Source organism: Candidatus Rokuibacteriota bacterium, assembly GCA_030647435.1.
GTDB lineage: Bacteria > Methylomirabilota > Methylomirabilia > Rokubacteriales > CSP1-6 > AR37.
Genome location: JAUSJX010000086.1, coordinates 23,830 through 47,338 on the forward strand (window position 1 = coordinate 23,830; position 23,509 = coordinate 47,338).

Consider the following 23,509-nt stretch of genomic DNA (forward strand, 5'->3'; position numbering starts at 1 on the left):
GATCGCGCGTGAAACTTAAAGACCGGATCGCCCTCATCACGGGCGCAGGCTCGGGGATCGGCCGCGCGATCGCAACGCTGTTCGCTGAGGAAGGCGCGCGGGTCATCGCGAACGATGTGAACGAGAAGGCCGCCCGGGAGACCGTGGAGAAGCTGGGCGCGGCGGGATCGGGCGCCCGCGCGATCCAGGCCGACGTGGCCGACAGCGCGCAGGTCAAGGCGATGTTCGCCGAGGTCGAGCGCGAGTTCGGGTCGCTCGACGTGCTCGTCAACAACGCGGGCATCGGCAGCGCCGGGACATCCTCGGCGGATCGCGACACGCTCCGTGATCGATCCGACGCCCGGATCATGGAGCTCCTGAGCGGCCAGGGCATTCAGACCCACTGCGACATCACGCAGACGATGACGGACGAGACCTGGCACCGGATGATCGCGGTGCATCTCAACGGCACCTTCTTCTGCACGCGGGAGGCGCTCCGCCTGATGAGCCGCCGCGACCAGGGTGTCATCATCAACCTGTCGAGCGTCGCCGGGCTCATGGGCCTCGAGAACGTGCCGCACTACAGCGCGGCCAAGGCGGGCATCCTCGGCTTCACGCGGGCGGTCGCCCGGGAGGTCGGCTCGCGGAAGATCCGGGTGAACGCGATCTGTCCCGGGTTCATCGATACGCCCATGACGCAGCCCATGTCCGACCTGATGCGCAAGGCCGTCATCGGGCGGACGCCGCTCGGCCGCTACGCGGAGCCTGGCGAGGTCGCGCAGACGGCGCTCTTCCTCGCCTCCGACGACAGCTCCTTCTTCACGGGCCAGTGGCTCTCCCCGAATGGCGGCCTCTTCATTGGATAACCCCTTTGGGGATAACCCCTTTGGGGATAACCCCTTTGGGGATGACCCCTTTGGGGATGACCCCTTTGGGGATGACCCCTTTGGGGATGATCGGGCGACGTTGACCGGGGACAACTCTTACCAGCGACAACCACGGGAGTGACCATGGGAATGCTCGAGGGAAAGACCGCGGTGGTAACGGGAGCCGGACGGGGCATCGGCCGGGGCATCGCGCTCGCGCTGGCGAAGGCGGGCGCGAAGGTCGTCGTCAACGACCTCGGCACGGGGCTCGACGGCGAAGGCGTGGCGACGGGTCCGGCCGCCACGGTGGTGGACGAGATCGTGAAGGCGGGCGGCACCGCCGTCCCCAACTACGGGTCGGTCGCCGACTTCAAGCAGGCGACGGAGATGGTCGAGCAGGCGGTCAAGGCGTGGGGCCGGATCGACATCCTCGTGAACGTGGCCGGCATCCTGCGCGACCGCATGATCTTCAACATGAGCAAGGAAGAGTGGGACGCCGTCTTGGCAGTCCATCTCGACGGCACCTTCTTCTGCACCCGCGCCGCCTCCATCGCGATGCGCGAGCAGAAGGCCGGCCGCATCATCAGCATGTCGTCGGTTTCGGCGCTCGGCTCGCCCGGCCAGCCCAACTACGGCGCCGCGAAGGCGGGCATCATCGGCCTGACCTGGTCGACGGCGAACGCGATGGCGAAGTACAACGTGACGGCCAACGCGATCATGCCGAGCGGCGCGACCCGCATGATCGACTCGACTCCCAGAGGCAAGAAGATCTTCGACGAGACGGGCAAGTGGCCGAGCGAGCAGGCCATCGGCACCGAGCGCGACCCGGACAACGTGGCGCCGCTCGTCGTCTTCCTGGCGAGCGATGCCGCGGCCCACGTCAACGGGCAGGTCTTCCATTCCTTCGGCTACGGCTACACACTCCTGGCCCAGCCGCAGGCGATCCGCCGCATCGACGCCGACCGCCGGCTCGACCCCGAGGAGCTGGTGAAGCTCCTGCCCGAGACGTTCGGCCCGGGCCTCCACGAACCGCCGGGGACGCTCTTCGGCAAGAGCCTGACCGAGCGCTCCAAGGACGAGTGGAAAGAGGTCGGGCGCGGCGTCCGCTTCTGGCAGTGGCCCCGGGAAGAGCGGTGAGGACCGTCCTCCTCGTCTGCCACGCCAACACCTGCCGCAGCGTGATGGCCCACGTGCTCCTCGAGAAAATGCTCGCCGAGCGCGAGGCCCGCGGGCGCGTGCTGGTGCGCTCGGGAGGGATCGCCAACCACGCCCGAGACGGGATGATCCCCTCGCTCGACGCGCGGATCGTCCTCCGCGAAGACGGGATCCATCTCGCCGAGGACGCGATGACGTCGACGGACCTCCGGCGGCACCGCGACGTGATCGCCGAGGCGGACCTGATCCTGACCATGACCGCGCAGCAGAAGGAGATGCTTGAAACGTACGAGGAAGCGCGGGGGCGGCCGGTCTTCACCTTGAAGGAGTTCGCCGGCGAGGAGGGCGACATCGGCGACCCCTTCGACCAGGGGGAAGAGCGCTACCGCGCCTGCCGGGACGAGATCAAGCGCTGCCTCGCGAAGGGCGTCGACCGGTTGCTCGTGACGCTGTCCGCGCCCTAGCTCCGCAGCCGGGCCGGTTGGACGCCCCGATCCCGCGCTACTGCGCGGTCTTCAGCACGTCGGGATGGAACCGGATGCCGTGGCCCGGCACGTCGAGCGGCCGGATCATGCCGCGGTCGATCACGGGCGCCTGCTCGAAGATCCCGTCCACGAAGTACGGCAGGTACTCGATGTAGAGCGCGTTGGGCGAGGCGCCCAGGAGCGGCGTCATCAATTCCGGGAAGTGGTGCGGCGCCACCGGCAGGTTCTTCGCCTCGATGAGCCCGAAGGCGCGGAGCATGGGCGTGATGCCGCCCATGCGCAGGATATCGGGCTGGGCGATGTCGACGACGCCGTGCTCCACGAGCCGGCCGATGCCCTGCGGCAGATAGAGGCTCTCGCCCGCGGCGGTCTTGAAGGGCGCGCGGCGCCGGAACTGGCCGAGGTCCTCGATCTGGTAGGGCTGGAGCGGCTCCTCGATCCAGAAGACGGGCAGCTCCCGCAGCACGGCCATGCGGTCGAGGGCCTCGGACACCGTACGGAAGGCGCAGTTGGCGTCGATCATCAGCCGCCGCGTCGCCCCCACCAGTGACGCCACGGCGCGGACCCGCTCGAGATCCTGGCGCGGGTCCGGGTGCCCGATCATGACCTTCACGCCGTGGACGCCCTTCTCGAGAATCTTGGAGGTTTGCTGGCAGAGCTCGTCCAGCGAGAGGGAGAGGAGCCCCACCGTGCCGTAGACGGGCAGCGGCCTGCCTTCGTGGCCGAGCAGGCGGTAGAGCGGCACCTTGTGCGCCTGCGCCGCCAGGTCCCAGCAGGCGATGTCCACCGCGGCCATGGCGAAGGCGCCCACGCCCTCGGGTCCCACGAAGCTGAGCCGGCGCGCCATGGCCTCCCAGAGATCGCGCGGAGCGAGAGCCTCGGCGCCGACGACGGCGGACTTGAGCTCCTCGATGCACGCGCGGATGGCGCGGGCGCCGTGGCCGGGCGTGAAAGCGTAGCCGAGTCCTTCGAGATCTCCCGCCTTGAGCCTGACGGTGACGTAGTCGAGTGACGGCAGCGCCTTGGTGGCGGTGCCCAGCGGCTTCTGGAAACCGAGGCGGCTGGTGGAGAGGGACAGGTGGGCGGTGGTCAGATCGGTGATGGGCAGGGCTGGCATGGCGCTCCAATATGGCCAGACGGCCCCGTGCTGTCAATGAGCTGCCTCTCGGGGGGCGCGCGGGGGCTGTTGGCTGCCTGACACTGTGTCAGATTCGCTGACACGGGATCTGACGCTCCGGCGACCCGTCCCGATCGGAGCCCTCGCGTCTTTGCCAGCCATTTCCCGTGTTTGCTCGCCCCCGTGCCGGAGCGCGCCGGTGGCAGGGAAGTTGCTCCTTTGATCAGTCGCCATGCGCCAATCTACGGAACGCCCGCACCGGATCCGCAGCGCCGGCTTCTCGCTCTCGGAGCTTCTCGTGTGCCTCTCGGTCCTCGGGGCCATGGCGACCGTGGCCCTGCCCACCGCTTGGACCTACCTTCCCGCCGCGGCGGTCACCGGGAGCGCCCGGGAGATCCGCGCGATCCTGAGCCAGGCGCGAATGGTCGCCATCACCACACGCCAGAACATCTGCGTCCAGACCGTCGGCGGCGGCTTCCAGCTCCTCCAGGGCACCTGCGCCGGCGCGCCCTGGGTCGGGCCCGACACGAACGCCTCGGGCGTGATCGCACTCTCCAACAATGTCAGCTTCAGCGGGCCGGCCCCCGTGTTCACGGCGTTCGGCACCGCCAGCACCTCGGGCGTCGTCACCGTCTACCACGGCAGCGGCAACTCGCTCACCGTGACGGTGCAGCCCTCCGGCCAGGTGACCATTCCGTGATTGCGCTCCGCGGGTCCGTGATTGCGCTCCGCGGGTCCGTGATCGCGCTCCTACGCGTCTTCGGCAACCGGCGCGGCTTCAGCCTGACCGAGCTCCTCGTCTCCTGCGGCGTCCTCGGCATGGTCCTGGCCGCGGTCGGCGGCGTCCTCGCCACGGGCAGCCAGGTCAGCCAGGACGGCGACAGCCGCGCCCAGGCGCAGCAGGCCGCGCGGGCGGGCATGATTCTGGAGGAGGACCTCAGGCTGGCCGGGGCGGGCTTCCCACCCGCCGCCGTCAAGATCACGGCGGCGACACCCACCAGCATCAGCTTCTGGGCCGATCTCACCGCCGCGTCAACGACGCTCACGGCCAACGCCAGCGTCAGCGACACGACGCTCAACGTCGTGAATGCCTCGGGCTTCACGGCGGGCGACACCATCTATCTCATCAACACCGACCAGTTTTCGACCGGCACCGTGGGGTCGGCCTCCGGCACCGTGATCACCATCGGCCCGCCCGGAGTGCCGGTGGCCTATTCGCGGGGCGTCCAGGTGGGCCGGCCCAAGCTCGTCCGTTTCGTCTGGGACAGCGTCAGCACGATCTTCAAGGACGCCGGGACGGGCGCGGGGCTCCAGCCGCTCGCCACGGGCGTGACGGCCTGCGCGCTGACGTACTTCGACGTCAACGACATCGCCATTCCACCCGGGGCCCTTCCCGCCAACCTGGGCAATATCCGGCGCATCGTGGTGACGATGACCGCGCAGTCGGCCGGCACCCTTGAGCAGCGCACCTTCAGCCTGACCTCGTCGGTCCGCCCGAGGAACCTCTGAGGGCGGGGAGGACACCCATGATGCCCCTCGCGCGTCTCCGTCAAGAGCGCCGCTCCGAGCGCGGCTCGGTGCTGCCCCTGGCCATGATCGCCATGCTGCTCTTCTCGGTCCTGGGCTTCACCCTCGTCGCCATGGGCACGACCGAGCTGACCATCTCGGGCAGCTGGAAGCAGTACAGCGCGGCCTTCTACGGCGCCGAGGCCGGGATCGAGTCGGCCGTCGTCGCGCTGCGAGACATCCTCGCCGGCACCCCGACGCCGACGAGCGGTCAGTTGACCGGCATCACCGCGCCGACCTTGCCCGACCCCAAGCTCTCCTTCACGACGTTCTCGGTCACCCGCGTGGTGCCGACCCCGCCGTACTCCTATCCCACGACCTTCACCACGGGCCCGTACGCGGGCTTCAGCGGCCAGGTGACGGACTACCTCATCACCTCGGAGGTCCAGGGCCAGAACGGCACCCGGTCCCGCCTGAGCCAGATCGTCCGGTACGTCCAGGTGCCGCTCTTCCAGTTCGGCGTCTTCTACGGCGCTGGCGTGGACCTCGAGATCGCGCCCGGCGCCAACATGACCTTCAACGGCCGCGTGCACTCGAACAGCAACATCTACATGGGCGCGGGCGCGACGCTGTCCTTCGATTCGACCATCACGTCGGCGGGCGACATCTTCCGGCGCATCAAGCGCGACAGCTCGATCCCGTGGGGCAACAACCCCCAGATCAAGGACTCGGCCGGCACGTATCGTCCGCTCAATTTCGACCACGACTACCAGCCGGGCTTCGGCAGCACCTGGACGCCCTCCGCCTGGCAGGCCCAGGCGAGCAGCACCTTTGGCAACACGGTGCGCGATACGACCATGGGCGTGGGGCAGATCATCCCGCCCGTCCCCGCACTCTTCTACAACCCTTCGGACCCGGACGTCATCGCCCACCAGCTCATCGAGATCGCGGACGGGGGCGACGCGCCGGATCTCCAGGCGGCGAAGATGTACTCCAAGTCGGGGCTCCGGATCGTGGACGGCGCGGCCACCGACATGAGCAACAACCCGGTCTCACTGCCCGCGGGCGTCATCACGAGCAAGAGCTTCTACGACATGCGCGAGCTGAGGACGATGACCATCGTGGAGGTCAACGTGGGGCTCCTGCGCAGCACGGGCGCCGCGCCGGCCAACGGCGTCCTCTACGTCGCGAAGACCGGCACACCCGGGACCGCCGTCAGGCTCGTCAACGGTTCCCAGCTTCCGTCGCAAGGGCTGACCGTGGTCTCCGAGAACCCCGTGTACGTCCGTGGCGACTACAACACGGTCGCCAAGGTGCCGGCCGCGGTCCTGGCCGACTCCATCACGGTCCTGTCGAACAACTGGTCGGCGAACAACAGCGACACCAAGGGCGCGCTGGGGACCAGCACGCGGCCCGCCACGGCGACCACGGTCAACGCCGCCTTCGCGCTGGGACCCTCCGTCGAATCGACCTTCGGCAGCGGCAACGGCCAGCTCGAGAACGACATCCGCTTCCTCGAGGACTGGAACGGCCAGAACTTCACGTACCGCGGCTCGATCGTCGATCTCTGGCACAGCCAGCAGGCGACCGGGCTCTGGCGCTGCTGCGGCACGGGCGGCACCAACTACTACACGCCGCCCACGCGCATCTGGAGCTACGACACGCTGTTCAACACGAACCCGCCGCCCGGCACGCCCCAGGGCGTCCTGATCCTGCGCGGCCCGTGGGCCCAGAAGTGAAGTTAGGGAGGCCGTGATGCGGCGGCCGCGCGGAGATCAGTCGGGCATGACCCTCATCGAGGTGATGCTGGCCGTGACGTTCCTCGCGGTGTCCCTCGTGGCGCTGCTGAGCATGCTCGCCCAGGGCTCGGTCAGTGTGGTCGCCGGCGGCGGCCAGTCCAAGGCCACGGCCTTCGCGCGGCAGATGATGGAGCAGCTGAAGAACCAGCCCTTCGTGCCCGGAACGACGAACGGCACGGACACGCCCGAGCCGGGCATCACCCGCTCCTGGTCCATCACGCCGACGGGGCCGACCGTCCCGCCCAACCGGCTCGCGACCATCCAGGTCATCGTGCGCGTCGACCGCGCTGCGGCCACGCTCGGCGCCCAGAACATCACACTGACCACGATGCGCGCGGAGTAGCGGCGCGCCTCAGGCCTCGATCGGCAGCCGCTCGCCGGGCTGGTGCCAGGTCGGCTCCTGCCCTCGCCGGAAGATCTTGATCCTCGCCGTGCCCCATGCCGTGACGGTTCCAGCCTCGAGGCGCGCGATGGCTCCCTCCTCGAGCCCCACGACCGGATTGGCGTTGACGACGTTGTACTCCCGGATCCGGTCGTCCCGCGTCTCGCTGCCCGGCGCCATGGCGGGATCGATCTCCTTGTAGTGCGGGTTGACGTTGAACCCGACGAGCCCGAGGGCGTCGAAGCGGTCGAGCGCGACCACGTTCCAGTCATTGGTCGACAGGATCGTCGGCCCCGCGACGTTGGAGCCCGCGCTCGCGCCGACATAGGGCATGCCCGCCTCGACCCTCGCCCGAATCGCAGGCAGGAGGCCGGCCTCGCGCAGCCGCTTGAGAAGCGCGTACGTATTGCCCCCGCCCATAAAGAGCGCCTCGGCGCGCCCCAGCGCGTCGAGCGGCCGGTCGTTCCAGCGGAGGTGCAGGAGCTCGAGCCCCGCGCCCTCGGGCGGCGGGACGCCGAGCAGGCTCTAGACACGGGCGAAATAGGCCGACTCGTCGTGGAGGCTGGCGGCGGTGACGAAGGCTACCCGGTGGCGCCCGCCCAGGAAGTCCAGGATCTCGCGCCGGCCGCCGGGGCCGAGCGGTCCTCCGGAATGCAGCAGGACCCGCATCAGGGAGTGCGCGTTTCCAGGAGTCGGCGCAGCTGGCTCATGGACTTGACCATGTAGTGGGCGACGCCGTCGAGACCGCCCTTTGGGGCCAGGAACACGGCCGTCAGCCCCACGCGGCGCGCCCCGCGGATGTCGGAGTCCACGCTATCGCCCACCATGGCCGCGTCCTCGGCGGTGAGCCCCATGCGCGCGAGCGCCAGCTCGAACAACGGCGGCTCCGGCTTGCCCACGACGAGCGGGCGCAAGCCCGCAGCGGCTGCCACGGCCTCGACGATCGCGCCGCAGCCCGGGAGGAAGTCGTCGCCCTCCACGGGCAGCCGCGGATCGAGATTGGGCGTGAGGAAGGCTGCCCCGCCGGCGACGGCCCGAGAGGCGGCCGTCAGCCGCTCGTAGGAGAAGTCGAAGTCGTTGCCGACGACCACGGCCTGCGCCTCGCGGTAGTGGTCCATGGGCACCAGGCTGTGCGAGCCGTCCACGACCGCGGCTTCGAGCTCGGGGCCGCCAATGGCGAGCACCCGCGAGGCCGGGCCGACGTGCGTGTCGAGCACGCGACCGAGGATCTCGAGCGGGGTCAGCACCTCGTTCACGGCCGCCTGGATGCCCAGCCGCTCGAGCTTGGCCTGCATGGTCGCCGCGCGTGCCCGCGAGTTGTTGGTGAGGAACGTGAGCGCCCTGCCCTGGCTCCGTAAGAGGGCCAGCACGTCGGCGGCGCCCGGTATCAGCGCGTCGCCGGTCCACACGCAGCCGTCGAGATCGAAGATGAAGCCGCGCATCTCGCGCAGCCCGCGCCGGGATCGGGTCACGGCCGGATTTTACCATGTGGGCCCGCGCGCGGGGCGGGCTGCGGGTCGGGGCGAGGAAAAATGTGCGTCCTGCGACGCTCCCGCGCTAGAGTCGAGCCATGGCGAGAGCCGCCAAAACCCGCACCTACACGCTCAGACGGGCTTCCTCGGTCGTCTTCGCGCTGATCTCCGTCCTGCCGCTGCTCCTCTTCGCCTACACGCTCTACGCCCTCGACGTGCTTCACCACAACGTCGCCCAGATCGGCCTGGGCTCGGCGCTGGTCCTCTCCATGATCGGCTTCTACATCTACTCGGTCATGATGTCGCGGCTGTCCGACATCCTCCGCGACCTCGAGGCCGACGAGTCAGCGCAGCCGCCCTCAGGTGCGACCCACGGCGCGACCCAGGGCCCGGTCGTCACGATGGCCGTCGAGCCCGGTCCGAGCGGGCCGATGGCGGAAAGCCACACGGCCGGCGCATCGCGCCAGGTCCCCGCGCCGCCCTCGGGGCGGCCCAGTCCCTTCGCAGTCAGGGGGCGCTCAGGCGCCGGCGGCCGCGGCGGGCTTGTCGTTCCCGGCATGGGTCGCATCACCGAGCTCAAGCCGGCGGCCGCGAGCGCGTTGTCGGATTTGGACTCCATGTGGAGGGCCGAGGCCGAGCCGCTCCTCGGCAAGCGCGTCCTGGTGGCCGTGCGCAACGCGCCTGATCCCATGAAGGGCATCCTGGCCCAGGTCACGCAGGACGGCCTTATCCTCGACCAGAACGGCACCAGGGTCGGCATCAGCTACGCGCGGGTGTCGGCCATAGAAGCGGACACGACCCCCGACCCGGCCTAGGAGCGTGTCGGAATAATGGGTTTCGACGGTATGCAACAGAACATGCGATCGCACATTTGGCTCAGGTTCGAAGATCTCGGCCTCGCTAATGCGTTTCGATCCCGTCGAAATCGAAGTCGGGTCATTTCTCCGACACGCTCCTAGCGGTTTCTGAGCGGCGCGCAGGGGTCGGGACGCTCGACGGGAGGCCTTGGCCAGACGATGTGGCTGCCCGGCGCTGGCCGTCCCGCCTCGTCTGACCCAGCCTCGACAAAGTCCACGATCAGCTGTCGGGTACCGGATCGCAGCGCGTCGACCTGATCGGCAAGCCCCCCCGGCGCCTGATGCCCTCGCCCGACGATGACCACCACCTGCGGCGCCCGCTCGAGAGCCTGGAGGATCCGCCGCGCCATGGTGACGTTGCGCGCGTGCCAGGCGTCCACCATGCCGGGCACCGCGCCCGCCGGCAGGAGGCCGCAGTGGGCGGCCTCGATGTCGCGCGCGATGCCCCGCTCGCGATCGGCTTCCGGAGCCAGGCGCGAGACGAGCCGGCTTCGCTCGTCGGCGGGCAGGGCGCCCAGCCCTTCCTTGGCGATGCGGTGCACCGTCTGCTGGTCCAGGTCGATCGCGACGACCGGCAGGCCGTAGCGCCTTGCCTGGTCGAAGAGCGGCCGGTACATCTCGAAGTCGGGCCAGCGGCGGTCAACCCACCCAAGACGCTTTCCGGCCGCGGCCGGGTCGGCGCCGTCGCGCAACGCCTCGTCCGCCGCGGGCTGCTGGTCCTGGGCCAGCATCTCGAAGGCGAGGGCCGGCCGCGCGCCTCCGGCCAGCATGGCCTCGAGCACGCGCGCCTGGTCCATGTGGTGGTAGGGGTTGTCGTGGGATTCGCCGAGATAGACGATCTGGACGTCCCGCGCCCGGGCCGCGATACGGCGCGCCACAGCAGCGGGATCGTCGTCGAGCGATGGCGCCGCCGCGGCGCAACCCGCCATGGCGAGCGCGGCAGCGATGCGCCGGGCAGCCGAAGCCCGGATCACCCGAAGCTGAGCCGGGCGCCGTGGGTGAGGTGCGGATCGAGCGCGGCGCCAGGCGGGCCCCCGGTGAAGCGCGCGGCGTAGGTCCCGGGCCCGCGCGAATCGACCCACTGGCCGATCGGCCCGCGTTCGGTTCTGGGCTGCCCGCGTTCGGTTCTGGGCTGAAGGAATTCCAGCGCGTGCGGGCCAATCGCGAAGCGCACACCGTCGGCGTCGAGGTTGTCGCGGTGGAGCGCCTCGCCCGGGCGCCCCAGCACCGCCTCGTACCAGTCTCTCGCCTCGCCCACGCTCGGCACGGCCACCGTCACCGCCGAGAGACCCGTGACGCCGTTAGCATGTCGGCTCTCGGGCGGCACGCGCTCGGCCCGCGGCCCGTCATCTCGGATGAGAAATGGCGCGACTCCGCGCTGCGGCCCTTCCGCGAGCGCCAGCACCCACCTGACAGCAAAGCCGTCGGGGCGCGTGCGCACCGAGGGTTTCGGATCCGTCATCGCTACCCCGGCGCGTCGGAAGGCCCCAGTGTCGGCGGCGAGGTCGTCGGTCTGCAGGCAGTAGTCCACGAGCCCGCCGCCGCGCCCGAGCGCCGTCCACCAGCGGTGCTCAGGGTACGGCTCGTGGAAGGCGATCAGCTCGATGTAGGCGCCGTCGGCGAGCGCGATGAGCGCATTGTGGGTGCCGGCGGCGTGGCGACCGCCCGGCACGACGGAAAAGCCGAGCGCCGCATAGTCGCGCATCGCCGCCGCGAGATCGCCGACGGCGATGACGAAATGGTCCACGCCGAGGAGCATCAGGCTCGGATCCTTCGGCGGAGCGCGTCCAGCGCGTGGCGGTAGCGCGCGTCGCCGGGCTCCAGGCGCGCGGCTTCCCGGCACGCGGCCAAGGCTTCATCCGTTCGGCCGAGCCTCTCGAGCACGGCGGCCAGCCGTGCATGGGCCTCAGCGTGCTCCGGTCTGATCCGTATGGCCTCGCGGTAGGCCACCTCGCACTCGGCGTGCTTGCCCTGTTTCTCGAGCGCCGCCCAGAGATTGAAGTGGCTCTGCGCGTCTCCGGGGCGGAACCTGAGGGCTTCGCGGAGCGCCGCCTCGGCTTCCGCATCGAGCCCCAGGGCCAGCAGGACGCGCCCCAGGCCCCGGTGCGATCCGACCCGCTGCGGCTTGACGCGAACGGCCTCGCGGAATATCTCGGCGGCCTCGGTGAGCCTTCCCTGCTCGCTCAGGAGCTCGCCCAGGTCGGCCCATGCCCGCGCATAGGCGGGATTGAGCCTCACCGCCTCGCGGAACGCGGCCTCGGCCGGCTCGTAGCGTCCCAGGAAGTAGAGACCCATGCCCAGGCCCCGGTGAAGCGCCGCGCCGTCCGGCTTGAGTCTCAACGCCTCGCGATATGCCGCCTCGGACTCCGCGTAGCGCCCCTGGCGGCCCAGGCCCAATGCCAGGTTGCCCCAGGCCACGATGTCGGACGGGCTCAGCCGTATGGCCTCGCGCAGGGCCGCTTCGGCCTCGGCGTGGCGCCCCTGGCGGCCGAGCGCGATGCCGAGGTCGAGGTGGTGGTCGGGATTCTCGGGCGCGAGCCGCACCGCCTCGCGGAAAGCGGCCTCGGCATTGGCCTCGAGCCCTTGGGCCTCGAAGGCGACGCCGAGCTCCGCGTAGAGGTGGGCGTCGGTGGGACGGAACGCCAGCGCGCGCGCATAGGCCTGTGCCTCCTGCTCCCAGTCGCCCTGGCGCCGGCACACGGCCGCGAGACCCAGCCAGGCCGCGACGTCGTCACCGTCAAGCTGGAGCGCCTGCTCGAAGGCCGCCGCGGCATCGGGTAGCCGGCCCAGTCTCTCGAGGACGAGCCCGAGCCACCGGTGCCATAGCCCGCGCGCGGACTCCAGGCGCGTCGCATCACGCCACGCGCCTGCCGCCTCGCCGTAGCGTCGGAGCCGCCACAGCGTGAGGCCCAGGCAGCCGTGGAGCCGCGCGAGACCCGGCCGCTGGCGGATCGCTTCGCGGTAGCGCGTCGCCGCCTGGCTAGAGCGACGCGCGCGCCTGAGCGCATCGGCCAAGTGGACGAGGGTCCGAAGCCGCGCCGGCTCGATACGGTGCGCTTCTTCAAGCGCGTGGGCCGCCTCATCGAGACGGCCCTGGGCCATCAGCACCACGCCCAGCCCGTCGTGCGCTATCGCGTGGCGAGGAGCGCGGGCGAGGGCCTCGCGGAATGCGGCTTCGGCCTCGGCGTAGCGCCCTTGAACGGCAAGCGCCTGGGCGAGGTTGACGTGCGCGTCGGCCAGAGCCGGGGCCAGCCCGACGGCGTGGCGGAGCGCAGCTTCCTCTTCCGCCGCCCGACCCTGGCGCCGGCACACGAGCCCGAGACGCAGATGCGCCAGCGCATGCCGCGGCTTGAGCCGCGCCGCCTCACGGTACGCGGCCTCGGCGTCGGCCCACAGCCGCATATGCTCCAGAGCCAGGCCGAGCTTGAAGTGGGCCTCGACCGTGCGCGGCGCGAGACCGAGCGCCGCGCGGAGGGCCGCCGCGGCCTCGCCCCAGCGGCGCTGCTCGAGCAGGACCGCGCCCAGATCCACATGCGCGGCGGGCGAGCGCGGCCAGAGCCGCGCCACCTCGCGGAACTCCGCCTCCGCCTCCTCCGGGCGGCGCTGGCGGCGGAGCGCCGCGCCGAGAGTGGCGCGGAGCTGGGCGTGGCGGGGATTGCCGGCGAGCGCCGCGCGGCAGAGGCTTTCCGCCTCGGCGAAGCGGCCGCCGGTGAGCGCCCGCGCCGCCTCCTTGAGCGCGGCCGCGCCCGGCGCGCCCGGCGCGGTGACGCGCTCAGAGCGCGATGGGCTCATCCACGTAGACCGTGTACGTCCGGGGCTTGCTGCGCGCGGCGTCGCCCGGGTCCACGTACATCATGGAGCTCTTGCCGCGGATCTCGGCAGGCAGCACGGAGACCCGGATGAACGAGGTCTCCTCGTCCTTGGCGGACACGGCCAGCACCGGCTCCTTGCCGCTCTCGAACCACGCGTCCCACGGGCGCATGGCCCGCGCCGTCCCCTGCCCTACGGTCACGTCGAGGCGCCCGTTCAGGAGACAGCGGATGCCGCCGCCCCGGTGACGGTGCGGCAGGGCGATTCCGCCACGGTCGAAGTCCACGCGATCGCAGCGCAGGAGCCACGACGCGCGAGGGTCCAGCGCCATCGGGTGCTCGAGGAGCACGCGGCCGCCCGCGGGAGGCGGCGGCTGGCGGACCAGCTCAAAGCGGAGCACGCGGGCGCCCGAGGCCCCGGCGACGGCGGCGCCGACCTTGGCGGCGAGATGCGCGCGGCCGGGCTCGAGCGGGCCGCTTGCGGCGCCGCCCTCGATGCGAAGGTCTCCCGCCGCCAGGTAGAGCACGCCCGCGGCCGAGGCGAGCGCGGGCTTGTAGCGCGCGCCGGGGGCGAGCGTGTCTTCGATCAACCGCAGCGAGTAGGGCACGGAAAGACCTCCGGTCTCCTGAGAGTGAGTCTGGGGACATTATACGAGAGTTGACACGGGCGCCGGGGCGCCCGTAGGGTTGGCCGGTGACAGGCGCGGCGTTGATGCTGGTGCTGGGCGCGGCAGTCATCCACGCGACGTGGAACGCGATGGCCAAGCGCGCGCGCGACCCGATGGCGATGCTCTGGTGGGCGGGGGCGCTCTCCTCGCTGCTCCTGGCGCCGCCGGCGCTCTACGTGCTGGCGAGAGACGGCTTCTCACCGGGCGCCCTGCCCTTCGTCGTCGCCACCGTCATCCTCCACAGCGTCTACTTCTTCGTCCTCGGCAAGGCGTACCAGACGGGGGACTTCTCCCTCGTCTACCCGATGGCGCGGGGCCTGGGCGTGGCGCTCGTGCCCGCGGGCGCCTTCTACTTCTTCAACGAGCAGCTCTCGGCGCTCGGCATCCTGGGCATCGCGCTGATCCTCGCGGGGATCTTCGCGCTCCACTGGCGGCGCGGCGCCTGGAGCGAGGATGCGCTCTTCAACTCCGGCACCGGATGGGCGGTCGCCACCGGATTCTGCATCGCGTCCTACTCGCTGGTGGACAAGGTGGGCGTGTCGCACATCAACCCGCTGCCCTACCTCTGGACGATGATGGTGGGCTGCTGCGTCTCCCTGCTGCCGCCGGTGCTGGCGCGCCGCGGCTCGCTCGCGCGCGAGTGGCGCGAGAACCGGGTCGCGGTGCTGCTGTCGGGGGTGCTGAGCCCGGGCGGCTATCTCCTCGTGCTCTTCGCCTTCCGGCTTTCGAAGGCGGGCTACGTCGTGGCGGGGCGCGAGGTCTCCATCGTGATCTCGGCGCTGATCGGGAGTCTCCTGTTCAAGGAGGGCGCCCTCGGCCAGCGCCTGGTCGGCGCCGCCATCGTCGCGAGCGGCGTCATCTGCGTCGCCCTCGCCCGCTGACGCGGGCCAACAACTCACTCCGGAAAGGACAACTCGACATGGCCACATACGCGGAGAAGTCAGCGGCCTTCCGGGCCCTGCATGAGCGCCCGGGGGCCTTCGTGATCCCGAACCCGTGGGATGCCGGCACCGCGCGGCTCCTGGCCTCGCTCGGCTTCGAGGCGCTCGCGACGACGAGCCTCGGGCTCGCGAACTCGCTCGGGCGCGCCGACGGCACGGGAGCGGTGAGCCGCGACGAGGTCCTGGCGAACTGCCGGGCGATCGCGGGCGCCACCGACCTGCCCGTCAACGCGGATCTGGAGAACTGCTACGCCGACGAGCCGGAGGCCGCCGCCGGGATGATCCGGCTGGCTGCCGAGGCGGGCGTTGTCGGCGGCTCCATCGAGGACGCGACGGGCGACCCGCTGAATCCGATCTATGACTTCGAGCTGGCGGTGGAGCGCGTGCGCGCAGCGGCGGAGGCGGCGCGGTCGCTGCCCACCCCGTTCATGCTAACGGCGCGGGCGGAGAACTTTCTCCATGGCCGTCGCGACCTCGACGACACGGTCCGCCGGCTCCGGGCCTTCGAGGCGGCCGGCGCCGAGGTGCTCTACGCGCCGGGACTCAGGGATCTCGCGTCGATCCGCACGGTGACCGCCGCCGTCGGCAAGCCGGTCAATGTGGTGATGAGCGCGGCCGACCCGTCGATCACCGTCGCGCAGCTGGCCCTAGCCGGGGTGAAGCGCATCAGCGTCGGCGGCGCCCTGTCCCGCCTGGCGCTCGCGGCCTTCCTCAAGGGCGCCCGCGAAATGAAGGAGCAGGGATCGTTCACGTATATGCGTGACACGGTCCCGTCGGCTGAGCTCCGGCAGACCTTCGCCGCCTGGCGGTGACGAGGGAATCGCGGCCGGATCGTGGGTCCATGCTCGATTCGGCGGCGCTTTCCGCGCGAAAGGCTCGGTGCTACCCTCGCCGCGGAAATCGGGAGGTCAGCCGCGGTAGGTGATCCAGTAGATCGCCCCGGCGAGATCGTCGGACACCAGCAGCGAGCCGTCTGAGCGTTGTCGACGTGGGCCACCAGCTCGATCGCGAATCCCTGCGGGAGCCTGATCGTCTCGAGCGGCAGCGGCTTCGGCTGCGCGGCCGCGATGGATGCGAGCAGCAGGGCGGAGATCCCGCAGCCGGACGAAGGATGGCTGCGCGCCCGGGAGGGGGCGGCCTACCGGTCCGGCGTGATGGTGGTGGCGATCACCCTGTTTCCGTCGCCCGAGACGACCCCCACGACCGTGATGGCGTCGCCGCTTTTCAGAAACTCGTAGGAGGTCTGATCGACCTTCGACACGTCCTCGTCGAAGCTGCCCCCGCTGTCGGGTGCGAAGGCCATCGTCGTGCCCTGGACCCAGATGACGCGACCGTGGAAGACCCGGACCTCTTCTGCGATCGCCGCGCAGACGAGCCCCAGCAACAGAAGGGCCGCCAGGGCACCGCGGGCCGCGCTTCTCATCGGCCCATAATGTGACGGGGCGCCGCGCCCGTCAAGGAGCCGGGCCTGGGCACAGCGGGCACCCGCAGCCTACTCGCCCCTCAACGTCGGGTCGAGGACGTCCCGGAGCCAGTCGCCCGTGCGGCTGATCACGATCGTCGTGATCATGAGCACGATGCCGGGGCAAGTCGAGATCCACCACGCCGAGTCGAGGTAGTCACGCCCCTCCTGGATCATGCCTCCCCACGAGGGCGTGGGCGGCTGGATCCCGAGCCCCAGAAAGGACAGCGTCGCCTCCAGCACGATGGAGCGCGCCAGCTCGAGGGTGGCGACCACGACGAGCGACGCCAACACGTTGGGCAGGACGTGGCGCAGGACGACGCGCACCGTCGAGCCGCCGAGCGCGCGGATCGCCTCGACGAACTCGCGCGAGCGAAGCACGAGCACCTGGGCGCGGAGGATGCGCGCGTAGCTGACCCAGCCCGAGAGCCCGATGACGACGACCAGCGTCGGGAAGCTCGGGCCCAGGACGGCGATGATGCCGATCGCGAGCAGGATGAAGGGGAAGGCCAGCTGGGCGTCCGCCACCGTCATGATGACGGCATCCACAGGGCCGCCGCGGTACCCCGCCGCCAGGCCCAGCGCCGAGCCGATGAGGCCGCCCACGAGCACGGCCGACAGGCCGACCACGAGCGACACCCGCGAGCCGTAGATGACGCGGGCGAGGATGTCACGCCCGAGGTGGTCCGTACCGAGGAGATGCGCGCGGCCGTCAGCGCCCTCGACCGTCGGCGGCCGGAGCCGCGTGCGCAGCGACTGGCGCTCGGGGTCCTGCGGGATCACCCACGGCGCCACGACCGCCAGCAGCGCAAGAAGCGCCACGAAGCCGAGCCCCAGCCGCATGAGCCAGGGCATGCGCCTGCCGCGGGGGCGAGCCTCGTGCAGCGCCGACAGCACCAGCTCAGCCGGCGCGGGCGCGGGGATCGAGGACGCCATAGAGGAGATCCACGGCGAAGTTGATGACGATGAACATGACCGCGGCGAGGAAGACCGTGCACTGGACCACCGGGTAGTCTCGGTTGTAGATGGACTGGACGGCCAGCCGGCCGATGCCCGGCCAGGCGAAGACCGTCTCGGTCACCACGGCGCCGCCCAGGAGCGTGCCGAACTGGAGCGCCGTGATCGTCAGAATCGGGATAGAGGCGTTCTTGAGCGTGTGCTTGACGACGACGATCACCTCGCCGAGTCCCTTGGCGCGCGCCGTACGGATGTAGTCGGCGCGCAGCACCTCGAGGACGGCCGAGCGCGTCAGACGGGCGATCGAGGCCATGGTGAAGGCCCCGAGCGTGAGCGCGGGGAGCACCAGGTGCTGCCAGCCGCCGCGCCCGGAGGTGGGGAAGAGGTCGGCCTTGAGCGCCAACAGCAGGATGAAGAGGATGCCGAGAAAGAAGGTCGGCGCCGACTGGCCGATGAGCGCCAAACCCATGGCCGCATGGTCCAGGATGGAGTTGCGCCTCATGGCTGAGAGGAGCCCGATCGGCACGGCGAAGACCGCCGCCAGCACAAAGGCCGTGAGACCCAGCTCGAGCGTGGCCAGGATGTAGCCGCGCACGACGGTGAAGGCCGGCTGGCGGAAGTGCAGCGACCTGCCGAAGTCGAGCCTGACCGTGTTGCCGAGGAAGACCGCGTATTGGACCGGCAGCGGCCGGTCGAGGCCCAGCTCGTGGCGCACGCGCTCCATCTCGCTGATGGGCGCGTCGGGCGGGAGGAGGAGCGGCACGGGGTCGCCCGAGAGCCGCATGACGACGAAGACGACCGTGGAGACGAGCCAGAGGGCGATCAGGGCGCGGAAGAGCCGCTGGGCGAGGAACGGGAGGAGTCCGCGCATGGGGGAAAGCCCCCTCACCCTGCCCTCTCCCCCAAGAGGGGGAGAGGGAGGGATGGGAGCAGCTCTACGCGCGGCGGAACTTGAAGTTGAAGCGACGGATCTCGAACTGCTGGTTCGGGTTCGGGGTCCACTCCACGTACTTCTGGAGGCCGTAGTCCTCGTAGGGCTGGATCACGGGGATCCACGGGAAGTTCTCGAGGAAGACCTTGGTCATCTCGCGGTAGGCATCGGCGCGGAACTTCTCGTCGACCGAGAAGCGCGCGGCGTTGCCCAGCTCATCGAACTTGGCCTCACGCCAGTAATCCTGCGGGCCGCCGGGGCCGAGCAGGCGCCACATCATGCCGTCCGGATCGCCGAGCGTGGAGGTCGGGTCGGACCAGTACATGCCCTTGAAGGTCTTCTCACGGTTCTTCTGCGCGCGCACCGAGTACTCGATCACCTCGACCTTGACGTTGACGCCGACGTCCTTCCACATGGCCGCGATGGCTTCGGACATGGCCTTGTCCTGCGCGGTGTAGGCGACGGTGGTCTCGATGAAGATCTCCTCGCCCTTGTAGCCGGCCTTCTTCAGCCTCTCGCGCGCTTCCTTCGGGTTGTACGCGAGCGCGGGCAGTTTGGGATCAAAGTGGTTGTCACCCTTGGCGATGGGCCCGCTCGGCACGATGCCGCGCCCCTTCCACAGCTCCTTGACGATCAGGTCCCGGTCGATGGCCAGCGACAGCGCCTGCTTGACCAGCGGGTTGTCCAGCGGCGGCCGCTTGCTGTTGACGGCCAGGACGTACAGGCCCGCGTAGAGGGCGCCCTCCACCCGCGTGGTGGCATTGGCCTTGACGCGATCCTCCTGATCCGGCGGCAGTTGGGTGATGATGTCCACCTCGCCCTTGAGCAGGGCCGCGACCCGCGGCGCCGTCTCGGGGATGGCGCGGACGATCCAGCGGTCGAAGTCGGGCTTACCGCCCCAGTAGCCCGGGTTCGCGTCGAATACGGCCTTGTCGTCCTTGACCCACGAGCCGAAGCTGACGGGCCCGGTGCCGACGGGCTTGGCGTTGAAGGTATCGTTGCCGACCGACTCGACGTACTTCTTCGGCACGATCTGGCCGCCGTAGAAGGCCAGCCGCGCGGGCAGGAGCGGATCGGGCTTCTTGGTGTGGATGACGAGCGTGGACGGGTCCGGCGCCTCGATCCGGTCGATGGTGCTGAGCGCCGTGGCGACCATGGTCTTGGCGTTCGGGTTGTAGGTGCGCTCGATGCTGAACTTGGCGTCGGCCGAGGTGAAGGGGTCTCCGTTGTGGAACTTGACGCCCTGGCGCAGCTTGAACCTCCAGGACGTCTGCCCCTCGAGCTTCCACTCGGTTGCCAGACCCGGGTACAGCTTGCCGTCCGGGTGCCGGCTCGTCAGGTTGTCGAACAGGTTGAACGAGACCCGGATGTCGTTGGAGGACGTGCTGTAGTGCGGGTCGAACTTGGCGATGTCGCCCCCCTGGGCGGTGATGAGCTCTTTCTTCTGGGTGGTCTGGGCCTGCGCCGAGCCAGAGAGCGCCTGGGGCAGCGCCCCGGCGACTCCGAGGGCTGCCGCGCCCTTGAGCAACTCGCGTCGAGTGACCTGCATGGTGTGCACCTCCGTTAGGTTTGGTTCGGGCACAGCCTGATCCTGCCACAGCGGTATGTGGCGACGTTTATAGGGCCTTCCCGGGGGCCTGTCAAGCGTGTCACAATCGCGGCGACCGGCCGGGCCGACCCCACGCGGAGGAGTCGAACCCATGGCGAGCGCGGACGTAGTCATCATCGGCGGAGGCGTCAACGGCGCCAGTCTCGCCTTCAGCCTGGCGAGTCTCGGCGTCAGGCGCGTCACGGTCGTCGAGCGGCGCCACCTGGCCGCCGGCGCCACCGGGAAATCGGGCTCGCTCGTCCGGATGCACTACACCAACGAGGTCGAGTCCCGCCTCGCATGGGAGAGCCACAGGGTCTTTCGCGATTTCGCCAACGTCGTGGGCGGGGACTGCGGCTTCGACGCCACGGGCTTCGTCCAGATCGTCGGCGCCGCCCACGCGGGCGACCTGGCTGCCAACGTGGCCATGCAGCAGCGGATCGGCATCGACACGCGTCTGGTGTGTCGAGAAGCGAGCTGAGCGTGATCTCTCCCGACCTTCGCGTGGACGACATCGGCGCCGCCGCCTACGAGCCCGGCTCGGGCTTCGCCGATCCCAACACCACCACGTTTGCCTTCGCCGAGGCCGCGCGGCGGCTCGGCGCCACCATCGAGACGGGCTCTGAGGCGCTCCGCATCGTCACCGAAGGCGGCCGCGTCGCCGGAGTGGAGACGAGCCGGGGCAGGATCGCCGCGCCTGTCGTCGTCGCGGTACCGGGGGCCTGGGCCGGGCGCCTCCTCGAGCCTCTCGGGCTCGACTTCGGCCTCACGCCCTATCGCATCCAGGTCTCGATCTTCCGCTGGCCCGACGGCTTCACACGCCGCCACCCAGTGGTCATCGACGCCATGCACCGCGCCTGGATGCGCCCCGAGGGGCGCGGGTGCACCCTCATCGGGGTCGAGCTGGGCTCGGGGCACGCGGATCCGGAGAAGTAAGACGAGGGCGTGGACCCGAGCTACGTGGCGCTCTGCCGCGAGCGGCTCGCCGGGCGCTTCCCGGCCTTCGACCGCTCGACCATGCGCGGCGGCTGGGCGGGCATGATCATGATGAGCCCCGACGGCCGCCCGATCATCGACCAGATCCCCTCGGTGCCGGGCCTGTGGGTCATGCTCGGCGACTCCGGCACTTCCTTTAAGACGGCGCCGGCCATCGGCCGCTGTCTCGCCGAGTGGATCGTCAAGGGCAAACCCGAGACCGCGGACCTCTCCCGCTTCCGCTCCACGCGCTTCGCCGAGGGAGCCCTCTGGGTCGACCCGACCGGCTACGGCATCGAGCGGCTGACCATCTCGCGCTAGCGCTTGCGTAAGGCCGGGCGCTTGGCGCGGTCGGCGGCGCGCCAGAGATACCAGGCCGCGGTCGTCCGGTGCGGCCGCCAGCGCTCGCCGAAGGCCAGGAGCGCCTTGGGCTTGGGCTGCTTCCGCAGGCCGTAGGCGACGCGATACCCTTCGCGCACGCCGAAGTCGTCGACCGGCAGGACGTCTTCCCGGCCCAGCGTGAAGATCAGGAACATCTCCACTGTCCAGCGTCCCACTCCGCGGGCCGCCGTGAGCCGCGCGACGAGCTCATCGTCGCTCAAGCGCGCGGCGGCGCGCCGAGTCGGCACGACGCCCGCCGCTGCCTTCCTCGCGATGTCCCTGATGGCGCGGGCCTTCGCGCGCGAGAGCCCGACGCGCCGCATCCGTCGGGGATCGACCGCGAGAACGGCCGCCGGGCTCGGAAATGCCCGGCCGTCGAAGAGGGCGATGAATCGGTCAAGGATCGCCTTGGCCGCGCGGCCGTGGAGCTGCTGGTAGACGACGGCACGAACGAGCGCCTGAAAGGGCGTCCAGCGGAGGCGATGCGGTTCGAGCGTGCACGGCCCGATCGCGCGGATGATCCGGCGCATGACCGGATCGGTTCGCGAGAGATGCTGGAGGGCGCTGGGCGTCACCCGGCGGCCTCCGGACGGAGGCGGTAGAGGCGGACGGGACGCTCGACGCCCTTGAGCTCGCGCGCCACGAGGGCGCCCAGCAAGAGCAGCAGCGTCGCCACCGTGAGGGCGACCAGGCTCCACGCGCGCGGATGCCGGCTGACCATGATCGCACCAGATAATACGCGCGAGCCGAGATATGCGGGGGCGCCGGAACGCGCAACGGGCGTTGCGCACATGCATTGTTGCGCTCGGGCGGGAGCCAACTCCCGCCCACCCCCATCTTGCTCGGCGGCTCCCAGCCCGACCTCCGCGTTTTGGTACTTCGCCCGCCCTAACTGACAAATTACGATGTCCCGGCCGCTCGTATTAGGGTAAGTAAGAAGGAATCGTGGATCGAAAAACCTTATTGGACAGTCAGATAGGACATGGGTCGAAGCCTGAGGAACCCTGGCACCCGGCTTGCTTGGCTCTGGTACCATGCGAGAACTCAGCGCGAGGCAGACGGAGAACAGCCTGGCCTCAGCGTGGCCCGTCAAGGGCGGCCCGCGCGGCTTTCTCGGGCTCGCAAGAAAAAGGGCTGGCATAACGTCCGTTTTCAGGCTAGTCTCGCGCCGTTGTGCAAATAGGTTCAAGGTGGCGGGTTCGAACGCGGCAATGACGTTCAGAACAAGAGGAGGCACGGTGCGCTCGAGCTCGCGGGTCTGGCCGGTCCTGATCGTCTTCGCAATCCTCGGCTTCGCTTTCGGCGGTTGCAGCACGTTGTCGTCGAGCTTGGCCAGCGAGAGCTCCGTGCTCGCTTCCCGCGCGCCGGTCGCGGCGCCGGCTGAGCCTGCGATGCCCGAATCCGACGTCTCCGCGAACACGGACGAGTCCGTCGCCGCTCCCGTTGTCGTCACCTACGATCCCGTCACCAGCGAGAACGCTCCCAACTGGGTCGTCGCGCTCTCCGGACCCGTTGACCCCTCGCTGCGCGGCACTCCGGACACCGTGCCGCCGGACCCGGACGTGGAAGAGTACGACCCGTGGGAGAAGTTCAACGAGAAGATGTTCAGCTTCAACTACAACATGGACAAGTACGTGTTGAAGCCGGCGGCGAAGGGCTACAACTTCGTCGTGCCGGACATGTTCCAAACCATGATCGACAACGCCTTCACGAACCTGCGCATGCCGTCGCGATTCGTGAACAAGGTGTTGCAGTGGAAGCTCCTCGACGCCACCAAGGAGATGGGCCGCTTCCTCATCAACTCCACGCTCGGGGTCGGCGGGCTCTTCGACGTTGCGCGCCAGGAGATGGGACTCGAGCGGCAGAAGGCCGACCTCGGCCAGACGCTCGGCATCTGGGGCATCGGGCCCGGGCCGTACCTCGTGCTGCCCCTGCTGCCGCCGCTGACCGTCCGCGATGGCATCGGCTTCGCCGGCGATGGAGCGATGAACCCACTCTACTACTACATCCCCTTCTTTGTCGATCAGTTTGCGATGAAGGCCGGCGACACGATTAACGATCGTTCGCTCAACCTCGACCTCTTCCAGGGCATCGAGGAGTCGACGGTCGATCTGTACAGCTCCGTCCGCAACGGCTATCTCCAGCGCCGCAACCGGCTGATCAAAGAAGGCAGGTAGCT

General features: G+C 69.9%; 26 protein-coding genes and 1 pseudogene. 13 read left to right on the top strand and 14 right to left on the bottom strand.

Translation table 11 applies throughout. From position 1 onward, the window contains the following. The first annotated feature begins 8 nt into the window (after nt 1-8). From Q7W02_15830 to Q7W02_15840, 3 genes are all read left to right on the top strand, one after another. Nucleotides 9-845: an SDR family NAD(P)-dependent oxidoreductase gene (locus Q7W02_15830; GenBank protein MDO8477634.1), complete on the top strand. Its 837-nt coding sequence runs from the start codon at nt 9-11 to the stop codon at nt 843-845. 144 nt (nt 846-989) lie between these two features. Continuing rightward, on the top strand, nt 990-1,982 hold the full coding sequence (locus Q7W02_15835) for an SDR family oxidoreductase (GenBank protein ID MDO8477635.1): 993 nt from the start codon (nt 990-992) through the stop codon (nt 1,980-1,982). Next, entirely contained in the window at nt 1,979-2,464 is a 486-nt protein-coding gene (locus Q7W02_15840) for a low molecular weight protein arginine phosphatase (GenBank protein ID MDO8477636.1), read from the top strand. Before Q7W02_15835 ends, Q7W02_15840 begins: the two co-directional genes overlap by 4 nt. A 37-nt stretch (nt 2,465-2,501) precedes the next feature. On the opposite strand, the gene Q7W02_15845 is transcribed toward Q7W02_15840, so the two are convergent. Beyond that, nucleotides 2,502-3,602 (bottom strand): mandelate racemase/muconate lactonizing enzyme family protein, encoded by a 1,101-nt coding sequence (locus tag Q7W02_15845; protein MDO8477637.1) that lies wholly within the window; start codon nt 3,600-3,602, stop codon nt 2,502-2,504. Nucleotides 3,603-3,834: 232 nt separating this feature from the next. On the opposite strand from Q7W02_15845, the gene Q7W02_15850 reads away from it, so the two are divergent. Genes Q7W02_15850 through Q7W02_15865 form a run of 4 tightly spaced genes read left to right on the top strand, consistent with a single transcriptional unit; the run spans nt 3,835 to nt 7,250 of the window. Then, entirely contained in the window at nt 3,835-4,302 is a 468-nt protein-coding gene (locus Q7W02_15850) for a GspH/FimT family pseudopilin (protein ID MDO8477638.1), read from the top strand. Further along, on the top strand, nt 4,299-5,111 hold the full coding sequence (locus Q7W02_15855; GenBank protein MDO8477639.1) for a prepilin-type N-terminal cleavage/methylation domain-containing protein: 813 nt from the start codon (nt 4,299-4,301) through the stop codon (nt 5,109-5,111). The genes Q7W02_15850 and Q7W02_15855 overlap by 4 nt, the downstream gene beginning before the upstream one ends. Before the next feature lie 17 nt (nt 5,112-5,128). Then, nucleotides 5,129-6,847: a hypothetical protein gene (locus Q7W02_15860; GenBank protein ID MDO8477640.1), complete on the top strand. Its 1,719-nt coding sequence runs from the start codon at nt 5,129-5,131 to the stop codon at nt 6,845-6,847. Nucleotides 6,848-6,863: 16 nt separating this feature from the next. After that, entirely contained in the window at nt 6,864-7,250 is a 387-nt protein-coding gene (locus Q7W02_15865) for a hypothetical protein (GenBank protein ID MDO8477641.1), read from the top strand. Nucleotides 7,251-7,259: 9 nt separating this feature from the next. Here the strand turns inward: Q7W02_15865 and pepE are convergent, their stop codons facing one another. From pepE to Q7W02_15880, 3 genes are read right to left on the bottom strand one after another with little or no spacing between them, the layout of a single operon-like run. Beyond that, nucleotides 7,260-7,769 (bottom strand): dipeptidase PepE, encoded by a 510-nt coding sequence (pepE, locus tag Q7W02_15870; GenBank protein MDO8477642.1) that lies wholly within the window; start codon nt 7,767-7,769, stop codon nt 7,260-7,262. A gap of 45 nt (nt 7,770-7,814) precedes the next feature. Then, nucleotides 7,815-7,958: a hypothetical protein gene (locus tag Q7W02_15875; protein MDO8477643.1), complete on the bottom strand. Its 144-nt coding sequence runs from the start codon at nt 7,956-7,958 to the stop codon at nt 7,815-7,817. Continuing rightward, entirely contained in the window at nt 7,958-8,761 is an 804-nt protein-coding gene (locus Q7W02_15880) for an HAD-IIA family hydrolase (protein MDO8477644.1), read from the bottom strand. The genes Q7W02_15875 and Q7W02_15880 overlap by 1 nt, the downstream gene beginning before the upstream one ends. 98 nt (nt 8,762-8,859) lie before the next feature. Between Q7W02_15880 and Q7W02_15885 the strand changes: the two genes are divergently transcribed. Then, nucleotides 8,860-9,576 carry a hypothetical protein gene (locus Q7W02_15885; GenBank protein ID MDO8477645.1) on the top strand — a complete coding sequence of 239 codons (717 nt, stop codon included), beginning with the start codon at nt 8,860-8,862 and terminating at the stop codon, nt 9,574-9,576. A 140-nt stretch (nt 9,577-9,716) separates the two neighbouring features. Here the strand turns inward: Q7W02_15885 and Q7W02_15890 are convergent, their stop codons facing one another. From Q7W02_15890 to Q7W02_15905, 4 genes are read right to left on the bottom strand one after another with little or no spacing between them, the layout of a single operon-like run. Beyond that, complete coding sequence (locus tag Q7W02_15890) at nt 9,717-10,592, bottom strand: ChaN family lipoprotein (GenBank protein MDO8477646.1); 876 nt, start codon at nt 10,590-10,592, stop codon at nt 9,717-9,719. Beyond that, the gene (locus Q7W02_15895) at nt 10,589-11,377 is read right to left on the bottom strand and encodes a VOC family protein (GenBank protein ID MDO8477647.1); all 789 of its coding nucleotides are present in this window, start codon (nt 11,375-11,377) and stop codon (nt 10,589-10,591) included. The genes Q7W02_15890 and Q7W02_15895 overlap by 4 nt, the downstream gene beginning before the upstream one ends. Next, nucleotides 11,377-13,410: a tetratricopeptide repeat protein gene (locus Q7W02_15900; protein MDO8477648.1), complete on the bottom strand. Its 2,034-nt coding sequence runs from the start codon at nt 13,408-13,410 to the stop codon at nt 11,377-11,379. Before Q7W02_15900 ends, Q7W02_15895 begins: the two co-directional genes overlap by 1 nt. Further along, on the bottom strand, nt 13,391-14,035 hold the full coding sequence (locus tag Q7W02_15905) for a hypothetical protein (protein MDO8477649.1): 645 nt from the start codon (nt 14,033-14,035) through the stop codon (nt 13,391-13,393). The genes Q7W02_15900 and Q7W02_15905 overlap by 20 nt, the downstream gene beginning before the upstream one ends. 86 nt (nt 14,036-14,121) lie before the next feature. On the opposite strand from Q7W02_15905, the gene Q7W02_15910 reads away from it, so the two are divergent. Then, nucleotides 14,122-14,976 carry a DMT family transporter gene (locus tag Q7W02_15910; protein ID MDO8477650.1) on the top strand — a complete coding sequence of 285 codons (855 nt, stop codon included), beginning with the start codon at nt 14,122-14,124 and terminating at the stop codon, nt 14,974-14,976. Nucleotides 14,977-15,014: 38 nt separating this feature from the next. Beyond that, nucleotides 15,015-15,848, top strand: coding sequence for an isocitrate lyase/phosphoenolpyruvate mutase family protein (locus tag Q7W02_15915; protein MDO8477651.1), 834 nt, complete (start codon nt 15,015-15,017; stop codon nt 15,846-15,848). Between the two features lie 326 nt (nt 15,849-16,174). Here the strand turns inward: Q7W02_15915 and Q7W02_15920 are convergent, their stop codons facing one another. From Q7W02_15920 to Q7W02_15935, 4 genes are all read right to left on the bottom strand, one after another. Next, nucleotides 16,175-16,459 (bottom strand): hypothetical protein, encoded by a 285-nt coding sequence (locus Q7W02_15920; protein MDO8477652.1) that lies wholly within the window; start codon nt 16,457-16,459, stop codon nt 16,175-16,177. Between the two features lie 69 nt (nt 16,460-16,528). Beyond that, entirely contained in the window at nt 16,529-17,434 is a 906-nt protein-coding gene (locus Q7W02_15925; protein ID MDO8477653.1) for an ABC transporter permease, read from the bottom strand. Beyond that, nucleotides 17,400-18,326 carry an ABC transporter permease gene (locus tag Q7W02_15930; protein ID MDO8477654.1) on the bottom strand — a complete coding sequence of 309 codons (927 nt, stop codon included), beginning with the start codon at nt 18,324-18,326 and terminating at the stop codon, nt 17,400-17,402. Before Q7W02_15930 ends, Q7W02_15925 begins: the two co-directional genes overlap by 35 nt. A 64-nt stretch (nt 18,327-18,390) precedes the next feature. Further along, nucleotides 18,391-19,935, bottom strand: coding sequence for an ABC transporter substrate-binding protein (locus Q7W02_15935; GenBank protein MDO8477655.1), 1,545 nt, complete (start codon nt 19,933-19,935; stop codon nt 18,391-18,393). A gap of 151 nt (nt 19,936-20,086) precedes the next feature. Here Q7W02_15935 and Q7W02_15940 point away from each other — a divergent pair, with 151 nt between their 5' ends. Continuing rightward, entirely contained in the window at nt 20,087-20,455 is a 369-nt protein-coding gene (locus Q7W02_15940) for an FAD-dependent oxidoreductase (protein MDO8477656.1), read from the top strand. After that, a pseudogene (locus tag Q7W02_15945) lies at nt 20,437-21,270 on the top strand (FAD-binding oxidoreductase). Before Q7W02_15940 ends, Q7W02_15945 begins: the two are co-directional and overlap by 19 nt. On the opposite strand, the gene Q7W02_15950 reads toward Q7W02_15945, so the two are convergent. Together Q7W02_15950 and Q7W02_15955 are read right to left on the bottom strand one after the other, a co-directional pair. Then, nucleotides 21,267-21,905 carry a DNA-3-methyladenine glycosylase 2 family protein gene (locus Q7W02_15950; protein MDO8477657.1) on the bottom strand — a complete coding sequence of 213 codons (639 nt, stop codon included), beginning with the start codon at nt 21,903-21,905 and terminating at the stop codon, nt 21,267-21,269. The pseudogene Q7W02_15945 and the gene Q7W02_15950 sit on opposite strands and share 4 nt — an antisense overlap. Then, nucleotides 21,902-22,051 carry a hypothetical protein gene (locus tag Q7W02_15955; protein ID MDO8477658.1) on the bottom strand — a complete coding sequence of 50 codons (150 nt, stop codon included), beginning with the start codon at nt 22,049-22,051 and terminating at the stop codon, nt 21,902-21,904. Before Q7W02_15955 ends, Q7W02_15950 begins: the two co-directional genes overlap by 4 nt. Before the next feature lie 517 nt (nt 22,052-22,568). Between Q7W02_15955 and Q7W02_15960 the strand changes: the two genes are divergently transcribed. Beyond that, nucleotides 22,569-23,507: a VacJ family lipoprotein gene (locus Q7W02_15960; GenBank protein MDO8477659.1), complete on the top strand. Its 939-nt coding sequence runs from the start codon at nt 22,569-22,571 to the stop codon at nt 23,505-23,507. Nucleotides 23,508-23,509 lie beyond the last annotated feature (2 nt).

Excerpts from the sequence above, each read along its gene's own strand:
- Q7W02_15835 (MDO8477635.1), top strand. The coding sequence starts at position 990 with ATGGGAATGCTCGAGGGAAAGACCGCGGTGGTAACGGGAGCCGGACGG.
- Q7W02_15845 (MDO8477637.1), bottom strand. The coding sequence starts at position 3,602 with ATGCCAGCCCTGCCCATCACCGATCTGACCACCGCCCACCTGTCCCTC.
- Q7W02_15850 (MDO8477638.1), top strand. The coding sequence starts at position 3,835 with ATGCGCCAATCTACGGAACGCCCGCACCGGATCCGCAGCGCCGGCTTC.
- Q7W02_15860 (MDO8477640.1), top strand. The coding sequence starts at position 5,129 with ATGATGCCCCTCGCGCGTCTCCGTCAAGAGCGCCGCTCCGAGCGCGGC.
- Q7W02_15865 (MDO8477641.1), top strand. The coding sequence starts at position 6,864 with ATGCGGCGGCCGCGCGGAGATCAGTCGGGCATGACCCTCATCGAGGTG.
- Q7W02_15875 (MDO8477643.1), bottom strand. The coding sequence starts at position 7,958 with ATGCGGGTCCTGCTGCATTCCGGAGGACCGCTCGGCCCCGGCGGCCGG.
- Q7W02_15885 (MDO8477645.1), top strand. The coding sequence starts at position 8,860 with ATGGCGAGAGCCGCCAAAACCCGCACCTACACGCTCAGACGGGCTTCC.
- Q7W02_15895 (MDO8477647.1), bottom strand. The coding sequence starts at position 11,377 with ATGCTCCTCGGCGTGGACCATTTCGTCATCGCCGTCGGCGATCTCGCG.
- Q7W02_15900 (MDO8477648.1), bottom strand. The coding sequence starts at position 13,410 with ATGAGCCCATCGCGCTCTGAGCGCGTCACCGCGCCGGGCGCGCCGGGC.
- Q7W02_15915 (MDO8477651.1), top strand. The coding sequence starts at position 15,015 with ATGGCCACATACGCGGAGAAGTCAGCGGCCTTCCGGGCCCTGCATGAG.
- Q7W02_15920 (MDO8477652.1), bottom strand. The coding sequence starts at position 16,459 with ATGAGAAGCGCGGCCCGCGGTGCCCTGGCGGCCCTTCTGTTGCTGGGG.
- Q7W02_15925 (MDO8477653.1), bottom strand. The coding sequence starts at position 17,434 with ATGGCGTCCTCGATCCCCGCGCCCGCGCCGGCTGAGCTGGTGCTGTCG.
- Q7W02_15930 (MDO8477654.1), bottom strand. The coding sequence starts at position 18,326 with ATGCGCGGACTCCTCCCGTTCCTCGCCCAGCGGCTCTTCCGCGCCCTG.
- Q7W02_15935 (MDO8477655.1), bottom strand. The coding sequence starts at position 19,935 with ATGCAGGTCACTCGACGCGAGTTGCTCAAGGGCGCGGCAGCCCTCGGA.
- Q7W02_15940 (MDO8477656.1), top strand. The coding sequence starts at position 20,087 with ATGGCGAGCGCGGACGTAGTCATCATCGGCGGAGGCGTCAACGGCGCC.
- Q7W02_15955 (MDO8477658.1), bottom strand. The coding sequence starts at position 22,051 with ATGGTCAGCCGGCATCCGCGCGCGTGGAGCCTGGTCGCCCTCACGGTG.